This is a genomic window from Achromobacter colocynthidis (genome assembly GCF_057334535.1).
Window position 1 is genome coordinate 1 of the sequence record NZ_JBHFIZ010000004.1, and the last position, 12,343, is coordinate 12,343.

At 59.6% G+C, this 12,343-nt stretch carries 8 protein-coding genes and 1 tRNA gene; 4 read left to right on the top strand and 5 right to left on the bottom strand.

Annotated features, from left to right (window positions below; all coding sequences use genetic code 11):
* The coding region (locus tag ACE04A_RS01345; RefSeq protein ID WP_485819811.1) for a transposase at positions 1-527 on the bottom strand (527 nt) is incomplete at its 3' end.
* Between the two features lie 356 nt (positions 528-883).
* Here ACE04A_RS01345 and ACE04A_RS01350 point away from each other — a divergent pair.
* Together ACE04A_RS01350 and ACE04A_RS01355 are read left to right on the top strand one after the other, a co-directional pair.
* Positions 884-3,187 (top strand): ATP-dependent nuclease, encoded by a 2,304-nt coding sequence (locus ACE04A_RS01350; protein ID WP_448717838.1) that lies wholly within the window; start codon positions 884-886, stop codon positions 3,185-3,187.
* Positions 3,184-5,103, top strand: coding sequence for a UvrD-helicase domain-containing protein (locus tag ACE04A_RS01355; RefSeq protein WP_448717840.1), 1,920 nt, complete (start codon positions 3,184-3,186; stop codon positions 5,101-5,103). The genes ACE04A_RS01350 and ACE04A_RS01355 overlap by 4 nt, the downstream gene beginning before the upstream one ends.
* Before the next feature lie 1,247 nt (positions 5,104-6,350).
* Here the strand turns inward: ACE04A_RS01355 and ACE04A_RS01360 are convergent.
* The 4 genes from ACE04A_RS01360 to ACE04A_RS01375 all read right to left on the bottom strand — a co-directional run bounded on the left by ACE04A_RS01360 (position 6,351) and on the right by ACE04A_RS01375 (position 9,880).
* Positions 6,351-7,295: a replication initiation protein gene (locus ACE04A_RS01360; protein ID WP_448717842.1), complete on the bottom strand. Its 945-nt coding sequence runs from the start codon at positions 7,293-7,295 to the stop codon at positions 6,351-6,353.
* 150 nt (positions 7,296-7,445) lie between these two features.
* Positions 7,446-8,633, bottom strand: coding sequence for a tyrosine-type recombinase/integrase (locus ACE04A_RS01365; protein ID WP_448717844.1), 1,188 nt, complete (start codon positions 8,631-8,633; stop codon positions 7,446-7,448).
* A gap of 248 nt (positions 8,634-8,881) precedes the next feature.
* Positions 8,882-8,957 (bottom strand) — tRNA-Lys (locus ACE04A_RS01370).
* A 176-nt stretch (positions 8,958-9,133) separates the two neighbouring features.
* The gene (locus ACE04A_RS01375; protein ID WP_448717846.1) at positions 9,134-9,880 is read right to left on the bottom strand and encodes a 3-oxoacyl-ACP reductase family protein; all 747 of its coding nucleotides are present in this window, start codon (positions 9,878-9,880) and stop codon (positions 9,134-9,136) included.
* Between the two features lie 115 nt (positions 9,881-9,995).
* Here ACE04A_RS01375 and ACE04A_RS01380 point away from each other — a divergent pair, with 115 nt between their 5' ends.
* Both ACE04A_RS01380 and ACE04A_RS01385 read left to right on the top strand, forming a co-directional pair.
* Positions 9,996-10,643 (top strand): TetR/AcrR family transcriptional regulator, encoded by a 648-nt coding sequence (locus ACE04A_RS01380; RefSeq protein WP_485819807.1) that lies wholly within the window; start codon positions 9,996-9,998, stop codon positions 10,641-10,643.
* 11 nt (positions 10,644-10,654) lie between these two features.
* On the top strand, positions 10,655-12,253 hold the full coding sequence (locus tag ACE04A_RS01385) for a sensor domain-containing diguanylate cyclase (protein WP_447987968.1): 1,599 nt from the start codon (positions 10,655-10,657) through the stop codon (positions 12,251-12,253).
* Positions 12,254-12,343: the final 90 nt, after the last annotated feature.

The window sequence follows — 12,343 nt, forward strand, 5'->3', positions numbered from 1 at the left end:
CGCGTGCTGAGTGCGGGGTTCGACCAGTCGGTGGCCTCACTGGCAGGAACACCGCGCTGGCGGCTCGCATCAGCAGCCACGACGCTGGCATCGACAGCGAAGCCTTCGCCTTTGACTAGGCCCGCAGCCATGCAACGGTGGACCACTTCATCGAACAACCAGCGGAAGGTATCGCTGGCGCGGAAACGTCCATGTCGGTTCTTGGAGAAGGTCGAGTGATCGGGCACTGCATCCTCGAGGCCGAGACGACAGAACCATCGATATGCAAGATTCAGTTGAACCTCTTCGCACAGACGACGCTCGGAGCGGATGCCGTAGCAATACCCAACGATCAGCATACGGATCATAAGTTCGGGGTCAATGGACGGACGGCCCGTATGGCTGTAGTGCTTCGCCAGGTGTTGGTGGAGTTCCTTCAGATCCAGACAGCGATCGATGGCTCTAAGAAGATGGGTCGGCGGAACGACGTCTTCAAGGTTGAAAGCGTAGAACAGCCGCTCTTGCCCGCTCGCTTGATGACCCATCATGTCGGTGCTCTCCGAACTCGTTGGCGCTTTGCAAATTCTGCCAGACGACCGAGACGGCCGCGAGTTTTTCAACAGAATCAGCCAGAAGCTGCCGTTGAAGTCATTGCTGGCTGTGACAGTATCTAGCTGGAAGCGGATGCTCACCAGCGTCCGCTTTTCAGCAACGTCGCGGCGAAAAGTGAGTACGACGCCAGATCATCAATTAGCGAATTGCCAGTGGAGCCTACGGGACGCAGAGATATTGGAATCCGACAAAATAGTTATGAGATAACTGTTTCAAGGCCTTCCCTGGCTATTAGTAGCTTCGCGCTTCGGGTATCGTTACAAAAAGTACACACCAAGGGGGAGGATGCGAAATGCACATTGAGTTCGTCGAGATCGCAAATTTCAGGAAGTTATTGTCGGCGCGCGTGGACCTATCGCCGAAGACAACTCTATTCGTCGGTGCGAACAACAGCGGCAAGACTTCAGCCATGCTAGCTCTGCGGCGCTTCTTGACACCGCGCCGGTGCCCGTTTGAGATCCATGACTTCACGTTGTGTCACTTGCGGTCCCTTGTAGAAATCGGGGAAGCTTGGGTTCAAGCCCACCACGCAGGTAAGGCGGCAGACCTCTCCTTGGACTCCTGGGTGCAAGCACTTCCCGCCCTTGACCTGTGGTTGCAGATCAAGGAGGACGAAGTTCACCGGGTCCGGGATTTGGTCCCCCTCATGGAGTGGACTGGCGGAAGATTAGGGGCCCGGCTCCGTTACGAGCCAAAGGATCTCAATGCACTCTTCAAGGATTTCATAACCGCAACCACCGAAGCCAATGCGATGCGTGCAGCAGCTGCAACGGCTGCGGCTGCAAAGGGTGCTGCTGGCGCCAAGCTCACCATATGGCCTGAAACCCTAGTCGATTTCCTCACTAGGCGGCTAAGCTCGATGTTCACGATTCGGGTGTATCCGTTGGATCCAGCCCTGCTGGCGTCTCCTGAGAAGCTTCGGGCCTTGCCGCAGGTGCTATCTGCGTCGGCGCTGCCGATCGAAGGCGATCCTCTCAGCGGCCTCATCAAGGTGCATGACATTCCCGCACAGCGCGGTTTTGGCGAGGTCCCGAGTGCGGTCGAAGACGAAGGAGAGCTGCAAACTTCGGCTGGCGGGACGCGGCTTTCAGAACAGCTCCGCAGCTACTACGCCAAGCATCTGGATCCCGCCAAGGGCCCGGATCCGATGGATTTGGAGGCTCTCCAGGCTATGGAAGCGGCCGAGGATGCATTTGACCTGAAGCTAATGGAGAGCTTCAACGAATGCTTCACCGAAGTGGCGGGTCTAGGCTATCCAGGTGTCAGCGACCCGCGGCCACGCGTATCGACACGCTTGCGTGCGATCGACGGTCTGAATCACAGCGCAGCGGTCAATTTCGAGGTAGACGTGGTTTCGGATGCGGGGGCGGTCACACCCCTCCTGCTATTGCCTGAAGGCAGCAATGGGCTGGGATATCAGAACCTCATCTCAATGATCTTCCGGCTGATGAGCTTCCGCGATGCTTGGATGCGTGTTGGTAAGGCATCCAAGGGCGCAGAGGCTGCAAGCATTGAACCACTTCACCTAGTCCTCGTGGAAGAGCCTGAAGCGCATCTGCATGTGCAGGTGCAGCAAGTCTTCATCAAGAAAGCGTATGAGGTGCTGCGCAGGCGCCCAGAGCTGGGAGAAAAAGACGCACTCTGCACGCAGCTGATCGTCAGCACGCACTCGAGCCATGTAGCGCATGAGACGCCTTTTGCGAGCCTGCGGTATTTCCGGCGGCTGCCGGCCGGTATGGCAGCCAAGGTACCAGTGTCGACGGTGATCAACCTATCGCAGGTGTTCGGGGAGGGCTCGGAGACCGAGCGCTTCGTCACCCGGTACTTGCGCGCACAACACGCCGACTTGTTCTTCGCTGATGCTGCGATTCTCGTAGAGGGTCCGGCTGAGCGCATGCTCATTCCCAACTTCATCCGGGCTCACTACAAGGTACTGCATCAGAGCTACGTCACTCTGCTAGAAATTGGCGGTAGCCACGCGCACCGTCTACGCCCACTGATCGATCATCTGGGCTTGTTGACGCTAATCGTCACCGACCTAGACAGCCTGACGGAGACGGGTGGCTCATCGGTTCAGCCCGCTTTAGGCGCCGGCCAGAAAACCGATAACACCACCCTAAAAACCTGGGTGCCAGCCCTGGAAGACATAGACGCGCTCATCGGCGCGAAGCCTGCCGCAAAGACAATCATAGGTGCAGGCGATACGCTGTTCGCCGTTCGCTCGGCGTACCAATTGCCCGTTGAGGTCACGCTGCCGGACGCCACCGCCAAGGAGATCGCCTACCCCTACACGTTTGAAGACGCGCTCGTGTTCGAGAACGTGGACTTCTTCGCTGCGTTTGCGGGACCGGGATTGAACGCAAAATTCCGGATGGCAATCGCCAATGGTGGCGGTGCAACCGCGATTGGCGCAAGCATGTTCGCCGCACTCAAGGATGGCAAGAAGGCGGAGTTCGCTCTCGACGTATTGATGGCGGAAAACTTCAACAATCTGAAGGTGCCGCGGTACATCGCCGAGGGGCTGGAGTGGCTGCTGGAACAGATGAAAAAGAAGCAGGTGGAAATCTTGATGCCAGCGCCGGAGGGGACACGATGACTGCCGCTGACGATCAATTCGATGCTGAGGCTGACGCAACGATCATCGAGTGTCTCGACCTGGGCAAACCCAGGAGTTTCTTCCTATACGCAGGTGCCGGATCAGGAAAGACGCGGTCGCTGGTCAGCGCAGTTAGACACGCGATAGAGGGCACGCATGGTAGGCAGCTGACTCTGACGGGCAAGAAGATTGGCGTCATTACCTACACCAATGCTGCCTGTGACGAAATCAAGCAACGTCTCGATTTCGATCCCCGGGTCGAGGTCATGACGATCCACGCGTTCTCATGGTCGCTAATCGAGGGCTTCAACGCCGACATCCGCCAGTGGGTAGCAAAGAACCTCGGAGAGGAGATTTCCGAACTCGAAGAACAGCACAAGAAGGGCCGCTCCAACACAAAGGCGGGCGCGGAAAGGCTTCGATCCATGGAAAGCAAGCGTCGCCGTATGGCACGTTTGGATTCCATCGTTAAGTTCATCTATAGCCCGACCAGCGACAACCGCACGCACGACTCTCTGAACCACTCGGAGGTTATTGCTATGACAGCGGCTTTCCTGGTCAGCAAGCCCGGATTACGACGGATGTTGATCAGTAGGTGTCCAGTCTTGCTCATTGATGAGAGCCAGGACACGAACAAAGCACTCATGGATGCGTTCCTCCATCTCGAGGAGGAGTTCCACGGACGGTTCAGCCTGGGCTTGTTCGGCGACATGATGCAGCGCATCTACTCGGACGGGAAAGACCGGCTGGACAAAGCTATCCCGGCCAGATGGGCAATGCCGCGCAAACGGATGAACCATCGGTGTCCGTCCCGCATTATCGAGGTCATTAACAGTATCCGCCAAGATGTTGATGGCGAGGAACAGGTCCCACGCAGCGACGCTGAAGAGGGAGTGGTGCGAGTCTTCATTGCACCTCAAGCAGGCACCGATCCCTTCGCCATCGAAGCGACGGTGCGCCAGCGGATGGTGACGAGTACTGGAGATCCAGCTTGGCAGAACTCGGATACAGTGAAAACACTAGCCCTTGAACATCTGATGTCTGCCCGGCGCTTTGGTTTCGTGGAGTTTTTCGAGCCGCTTTGGGGAATCGATAACCTTAGGACCAGTCTCCTCCAAGGCGCAGGCGCAGGTCTTGGATTCTTCATCCGGGACGTTTTACCGCTGGTCAAGGCGCTTCGCGCCAACGACCGGTTTGGGGCTACGGCGATCATCAAGGCGTCATCGCCACTTCTGGCGCGCGCAACGCTTCAAGGAGCAGGATCGAATCAGGTTGCACAATTCAGTAAGGCCAAGGCGGCTTGCGATGAGCTTCTGGAGCTGATCACGGAACAGCCTGAAGTTACTGCTCAGGCTGTGCTCGAGTTTGTGGCGCGGACGGGGTTGTTTGTGGTCCCGGACACGCTGACTCCCTTCGTTCCAAGTGACGCCATGGCTGCGGGGGCCGAAGACGACGCAATGCAGGGCGATCAAGCCGACGGTCGCGAGGACGACGAAGCCGGAGACACAAGCCCTGAACTAAGCGCGTGGAGTAAGTCGCTTGAGGCCCCGTTAAGCCAGATCGAACGGTATGACCAGTACGTGCAAGGACGGTCGCAGTTTGGAACGCATCAGGGCGTCAAGGGGCTCGAGTTCCCACGAGTGCTGGTTGTGATCAACGACGACGAGGCACGAGGCTTCCTCTTCGCCTACGACAAGTTCTTCGGCACCAAGGAGAAAACAAAGACGGATCTTGAAAACGAAGTCGCTGGCCGAGAGACCGGCTCAGACCGCACCCGCCGCTTGTTCTACGTGACTTGCAGCCGGGCTGAGAACAGCTTGGCCATCGTTTACTACTCGCCTGATCCAGCACTAGCTCGCAGGGCCATCCTCCAGTACGGATGGTTCGAACAAGGCGAGGTCGAACTGATCAACTGATTCGAGGCAATCGACCAGCTACGCATGTCACCACGAACACACAGACACTTCTCGCAGACATTGACTCGTGTAAATCGCAGTCACTGTCTTCGTGTGCTCTATGACGATATGCCTTTACGCATCACGGAAGGACGGCAAGGGAGCCCAGCGCAGTTGCACCGCTCTAAGTTAGAGCAAATCATGTTGGTCTATCGGGTTGGCTACAGCCTGAGCGCGCAATCTCATCGTGCCGATACCTCAATGCTAAGTGTCTGCTTTCCAGCCACGCGTTCGTAGATTTGTGTCGCATCCGCAGCAAAACGGTCATCTTGATTTTTCCGCCGAACTTCCGCTCAGCGTAGAAAGCGGGCGACGTAAATAGTCCTGACTGACCTGTTCCGTAGGGGAGGACTGAACGGCTTGGTATTAGCTGTTACCTGATATGGCTCGTGCATCACGCTCGAAGCTACCCAGCCTAAACGAAGTCGGCTAGACAACCAACCTCCATCCGGTTGGGCAGCCTCCCTCGCTTGTTCACCCCACCATACGTGCAGTTCCGCATGCGGCGGCTCAGTGGGTCCTCATAGGTGCCTCCAATGCGCCCATCTAGTCCCGGTGGACCGGCTTACATCACTCCGAGCAGGTCCTTCCAATAGGCAGCGAATCACGCTCGCTCAGTGGCGCGCTTGGGCTAGGCTCATGGTGGCATCTACGTGCTGATGGCCGTGTAGCCAGTCCGCGAACTTGCATTAGCGATAACTATGGGGGGAGCAGGTCACACCCTCTCCGTCGAATAGGCGAGAAACGCTCCAAGTCCGCTGTTACCTGATATGGTTCGTGCATCACCCACACTCTTGCCGAAATCCGATCAAATCAAAGCATTGAAGCTTGATTGCGTGCCTACTGACATCGGAGAAAGCAAATCGTGCGGCGCTTTGAGTGGTGAGGACCCAAAAACCGAAGCAGGCCTGAACTTCCAATCACCCAAAGGAAAGGCCCACGCTATGCATGGGCCCTGTTCAACTTTTCGGAACGGCGCCCGCAAAATGCTATTCGCAAATTGCGCCTCATTGAGGCACCCCGTTCGACTGGACAGCTACGCTGAGTGACTCCAGTCCTGCTCCACAAGCCTCGACCGTAATGTCACTTCGGCCGGACTCATCGTCGATTTCAGCCCCATCAGTATATCAAGGGAGGTCGGCGAGTGCGCAGACACACGTGATCGATTGCCGTCAACATCCACAGAGGCAAACCCGGGTAAGCCCATCTCAAGCCTCACCGGAGCCTTTAGCCCGCAGCCATCTGACCACGGTGGATTGATTCACTTCCAGCTGTCCCGCCACTTGCCGCGAGGTCAAGCCTGATGCGGTCAGCATCGCAGCCCTCTGCCGCAGCTCTTGAGTGGCGAACCTCCGCGCTACGCCCGAGGCCCGCCCTCGAGCTGCCTGAATAGCCCGGAAGCCACTTGGCGTAAATCGCTTCCACACCCAACGTGTGACGCTGCGTGCAATGCTCTTCACCTCTCCGAAGCCCAATGGGACAGGGAAAGTTTGGTTCAGGGATTTAGCCTCCAGCAAGAGCCATTCATAAAAAAGCTCGTCTCCTGCCGGTCGCCAGAACGCCTTTACTCGCAAGTACGCCTGCTGTCTCAAGCCTTCGAATAACCAGCAATTGCGCCCCAAGGCGGCATAGTCCGGATTGATTCGATCTGCTCGCATCTCCTCCAAGCGAGGCAGCTCAACATGCTCAGCAAGTTCACTGAGCTCGTATTGAACGTCGTTCGCGGGCTGCCATAGATGCCAGTTGGCGTGCAGGGGATTCTTCGCCAAAGGCCCACGAAACGCGCGATCAGCTTCAAGCTTACGGTTGTAGGCGTACTCAATGGCCGCAAGATAAGCCAAGGGCTTTTGACGACCGGCGTCCGTCTTGCACACTGGACTGGCAAGTGCATATCCGTAGTGCGCATGCCCATTGGAGGGATTCACGGCAACATAGGTGGGCGGAGGGAGATTACAGTCCGCCCAGGTGTGAGACGCTTCCCCCTTGTCGATATCAAACTGGAGCCAGTACACATGCGCCGGCGGGTTGAGTTGAATGTAGGGTTCCGTTAAGGCAGTCGCTAACGGCCGAACACGGCAACGGTCTTTCTCTGGTCCACACCACGGCCGACGTGGCGCAGACGCTTCAATGCGAGCAAGCAAAGCTGCTGACATGGCACGCCTAAATGACGTGCCGCAACGAAATCAATGTTTCCTAACTGAGCAGCAATATGTCCTCGCCGCTGCGGCGGGTTTTATCTCGAATGCTGGCTGGCGAGCAAACCTCTTCCGCTGCCCGCCAGCAATCCCCATCAGATGCCCAAACTAGGCAATAGCGCGAGTCCGCGATGGCAGATCACGCAAGAACTGCACTCGAATGACGTTGCTCGTGGTCGGGTCGCCAACGCGCTGGACAGGCACACCCAGCGTCGGCCCAGAAGCCAATTCGATAGCCCTGGGCACAGCCAGAGCATTCGGCGCACCGGGTGACGGTTCCGATCTAGCCGCCTCCACGGCACGCATTCGCGTCGCCAATTCCTGTGCGGTCGGGTTGTAGTACCTCATGGCCATTTGCAGCGTTTTCCAGCCCATGATCTTGGCCAGCTCCTGAGGCATCATGTGCGGAGCCAAGCGAGTCGCCGCTTCGTGACGAAGATCGTGAAAGTGCAAGTCGACCAGACCAGCGGCAATGCAGGCTGCCTTGAAATCGCAATCCAGCTTGCCGGTCTCGTGATAGCCCTTGATGACCTTCTCGGCCGAACGAGGAATGTTCTGAAGGACGCGTACAGCCTCGAGGTTCAAGCCCACTGACCGCTTGCTGCCATTGCGGGCCTTTGTCAGGTTCATGACGCCGCCTTTCAGATCAACCTGTGACCACTCGAGAGTCAGGAGCTCACCGGCACGCAACCCCGTGGCCAGCGAAAGTCGAATGCATGCTTCCAGCCAGACGGGTTGCCGAACGCGCTCGTCGCTGATTCCCGAGAGGAGCCAGGCCTCTTCATCCCCACGAAGCCGACGCTCACGGCCCTCGGGCGCCGATGGCCGCCTCACATCCTTCAAGGGATTGTCGAGTGGCCAGTTCCACTCCTTCTTGCCAATCGTGTACAGGTGCGAGAGCAGCGCCAGCTCCAGCCGCACGGTGTTAGCGCTGCCTACTTGTGCGGTCCGCTCATTGCGGTACTTGGCAAAGTCAGAGGACTGAAGGGTGCTCAGCTCACGCCTGGCCAGTGGATGCTTCTTCAGCAGTCGAATTCGATTGCGCTCGTTACGCTGCCCGCCTACGGCCTTGGTCGGGACGACTTCTTCCATATAGCGGTCCAAGGCGTCGCCAAGGGTCAGTTTCGCGACGGGGCGCAGGTCTCTGAATTTCCCCTCGTCCATTTGCCCTTCGGGCTTTCGCACCCACCGTTCGGCGTCGTCTTTGGTCAAGAACGTCTGGGTTTGCCGCGGGAAGCCTTTGCGACGAATGTCTGCCTGGTACTGGTACTCACCGCGCTTCTGAATGTTAGCCATGCTGCTTATCTCACAATTTGAGGATTGAGGTATAAGCGCCAGCGCGGGAGGGCCCTTGCTTCGCGGGGCTCCGTTTCGCCAAAACCACCAGCAAATGGAGGCAGAAATTTTTTCTGTAACAGCGCTCGAAGGTCGCTGCCACAGTCCGCCAAAACACCGGAGTGCGTTAGAAGTGCGGTCAAAATTCCCAGAAAGCAAAAAGCCCACCGTTTCCGGTGGGCTAAGCGCTTGATACTACTAGAGAATTCTGGTGGGCTGTGAGTGGCTCGAACACTCGACCTACGGATTAAGAGTCCGCTGCTCTACCAACTGAGCTAACAGCCCTGCGCAATTCACGCCACTTTGATTCGTTTTCAACCGCGCCGTTTAGTCGATATTTGCTATCGGTATTCGGTGCCGCTGGCTGCGTTTCGTTGTGTGTGCAGTGCGAAGAAGCAAGATTATATGTAGGTTTTTTCGTTTGTGCAAGTCACACGCAAAAAACTTTCATCTCCGCGACATCAAGCCGCGTATCCGCCGTCCACCGACAGGCTTGCGCCCGTCACATAGCGCCCTTCGGGGCCGGCCAGAAACGCGACCATGCCGGCGATGTCGCGGGGGTCGCCGTAGTGCGGCAGGGACAGCACGGCCACGAGTTCGCTCGCGTGGTCACCATTTGCCGGATTCATGTCGGTGTTGATCGGGCCGGGGTGCACCACGTTGACGGTGATGCCGCGCGGGCCCAGGTCGCGCGCCAGGCCTTGGCTCAGGCCGATCAACGCGGACTTGCTGGCGGCGTATAGCGCCACGCCCGGGCGGCCGGCGCGCATGGCCAGGCAACTGCCGATGTTGATGATGCGGCCGCCGTCGGGCATGGATGCCTGCGCGGTGCGGATGGCGACGAAGGGTGCGCGCACATTGATGTTCATCGTGCGCTCGTAGTCGTCCAGGCTGGTGTCACCGATTTCGCCGGTGACGAATATGCCTGCGTTGTTGACCAGCACGTCCACCGGCCCCAGGGCGCTGATGGCCTGCTCCACCGCTTGCCGTGTCGCCAGCGCGTCTTCGGCGTCGGCCTGGATGGCGACGGCGCGGCGGCCGTCCACCGACAGTTCCTGGGCCAGGACTTGCGCCGTGTCGGCGGAGGACACGCTGACGTAGGTGAAGGCCACGTTGGCGCCGTCGGCGGCCAGGCGTCGCACGATGGCCGCGCCAATGCCGCGGCTGCCGCCGGTAACGAATGCCACTTTCCCGTTCAAGTTGCCCATGCTTCATCCTTAATTTGTAGTGATCAGTACAAATATCATTGCCGCACCCGATTTCTTTCGTCAACCATTTTTTTATCGATCAACACAAAATAGGCGACGCGGGTAAAATCCCGCCATGGCAGAACGTGGGCGTCCCCGGAACTTCGACCGAGACCAGGCCTTGCAAAAGGCCATGGAGGTTTTCTGGTCGAAGGGATATGAAGGCGCATCGCTTGCGGATTTGACCGAGGCGATGGGGATCAACTCGCCCAGCCTTTACGGCGCATTCGGCTCAAAAGAAGGACTATTCCGCGAAGCCGTGGCGCTGTATCGCGACACAACGGGCGGGTCGTCGCGGCGCGCGTTGCAAGATGGCGCCACCGCGCGCGACGGCGTCCAGGCCATGTTGATGGCGGCAGCCGAACGCTTTACCGCGCCCGGCACCCCGCCCGGCTGCATGATCGTGCTGGGCGCGCCGTCCGGCAGCGTGCACCACGACAGCGTCGGTGGGTTCCTCTGCGATAGCCGCCGTGAAATGCAAAGCCGCATCCAGGCTCGCTTGTCTGCCGGCATCGATAACGGCGAATTGCCGACCGGCGCCGACGTGAAAGGCCTGGCGGCCTTCTACACGACGGTGCTGCACGGCATGTCGATCCAGGCGCGCGATGGCGCCAGCCGCAAGACGCTGCAATCCGTGGCGCGCCAGGCCATGTGCGCCTGGGACGCGCTGACGGGCAGCCGCCCGCCGTCGGGTGTTCCGCCGGCCGGAAACGCCCGTTCCTGACGGATACCGCCATGTTCCGCCTTGACCTTCGGCGCCTGATCCTGTGGATCTGCTTGCTGTCGGTGGTATTGGTGCTGGCGGGCGGGCTGCATGCCAGCTATCTGGTGCAGCGCGATCTGTTGTTGCACAACGCGCTTGAGGCCAACCGCGCCTACGCTTCGAAGCTAGCCGTCACCACCGACCTGTTCCTGGCCGACCTGCGCCGATACCTCGCGTACAGCGCCGACGTGCTGGCCGACATGGAAGCGCGCCCCGAATTGATGGTCGAGGAAACGCGGCGACAGCAAGCGCAGCTAGGCCACTTCAATTCCAGCATGGTGGTGTCGCCGGCCGGCAAGGTGATCGCGGTGTCATCGGCGTACCCGCAGTTGCTGGGTCAGCATCTGGCCAGCGATGCGTCGCAACACGCGATCAGTACGCAGCAGCCTGCCATCAGCGAACCCTACCAAGCCAACTCCGGCCGCTGGGTGATTCTGTATTCGCATCCGATCTTCTCGCGCGACTACCGCTACCTGGGCTATATCGCCGGCACGCTGTACCTGCATGAAGACAACGTGCTGGATCGCCTGCTGGACAAGCACTTCTACCGTGACGACTCCTATCTTTACGTGATGGATCGCAATGGCACGTTGATCTATCACCCGGATCGCAGCCTGCTTGGCCGCAAGGCGCCCGACAACGAAGGCTTCGCCGCCGCGCGGCGCGGTGAAACCGGCGAACGACGCTTCACGGACACGCACGGCAACGACATGCTGGCCGGCTACGCGCCCGTACCCAGCACCGGCTGGAGCATCGTCGCGGAACGGCCCGTGGCCAGCACCTTGCGCCCCTTGGTCGACTTGCTGATCGCCACCGCCCGCAACACACTGCCCTTGCTGCTGCTGTCCATCGCCACGATCTGGCTGTTGTCGGGCTGGATCGCGCGCCCGCTTGGCGAGCTGGCGGGCATTGCCCGGCGCATGCAGGACCCCGATTCCGCCGATAGCCTGCGCGGCGTGCGGTCCTGGTATTTCGAGGCGGCCGAGCTCAAGCGTGCGTTGCTCATCGGCCTGGCGCCGATACATCACAAGATTCGTGATCTGCGCCGCGAAAGCACGACGGATACGCTGACGGGCCTGCTGAACCGCCGTGGCCTGGACGAAGCGATGGCGCTGCTGCAAGCGGAGGGCTCGCCCGTGGCCTTGCTGGCCATCGACATCGACCGTTTCAAGACCATCAATGACCGCTTTGGTCACGTCGCGGGGGACCGCGCGTTGCAGGCACTGGCCGCGGTCATGAACGAAGGCTCGCGCGCGGGCGACACGCTGGCGCGCGCCGGTGGCGAAGAGTTCGTGGTGCTGATGCCGGGCGCATCGCTGCGATCCGCGGCGGCGGCCGCTGAACGCCTGCGCCACCGCATTGCCAACCAGCAGATGCCCGACGCCATTGGTACGCGCATCACGGTATCGGTGGGCGTGGCGCGCTTTCCCGACCATGGCGCCACGCTGGAAACCGTCTACCAACGCGCGGACCAGGCGCTTTACCACGCCAAGAACCACGGCCGCGACGGGGTCTACGTCGTCGACGACACCGCGCCCGACGGCGCGCGGCGGGTGACGCCGGGGGAATAGCGGGGGCGCCAAGCCGGGGGCGCCAAGCCGGGGGCGCCAAGCCGGGGGCGCCAAGCCGGGGGCGCCAAGTGGCGGCTTTCATTCCACCTG

Bases quoted from the DNA above. Each gene is read 5' to 3' on its own strand.
- ACE04A_RS01350 (WP_448717838.1), top strand. From the start codon at position 884: ATGCACATTGAGTTCGTCGAGATCGCAAATTTCAGGAAGTTATTGTCG.
- ACE04A_RS01355 (WP_448717840.1), top strand. From the start codon at position 3,184: ATGACTGCCGCTGACGATCAATTCGATGCTGAGGCTGACGCAACGATC.
- ACE04A_RS01360 (WP_448717842.1), bottom strand. From the start codon at position 7,295: ATGTCAGCAGCTTTGCTTGCTCGCATTGAAGCGTCTGCGCCACGTCGG.
- ACE04A_RS01365 (WP_448717844.1), bottom strand. From the start codon at position 8,633: ATGGCTAACATTCAGAAGCGCGGTGAGTACCAGTACCAGGCAGACATT.
- ACE04A_RS01375 (WP_448717846.1), bottom strand. From the start codon at position 9,880: ATGGGCAACTTGAACGGGAAAGTGGCATTCGTTACCGGCGGCAGCCGC.
- ACE04A_RS01380 (WP_485819807.1), top strand. From the start codon at position 9,996: ATGGCAGAACGTGGGCGTCCCCGGAACTTCGACCGAGACCAGGCCTTG.
- ACE04A_RS01385 (WP_447987968.1), top strand. From the start codon at position 10,655: ATGTTCCGCCTTGACCTTCGGCGCCTGATCCTGTGGATCTGCTTGCTG.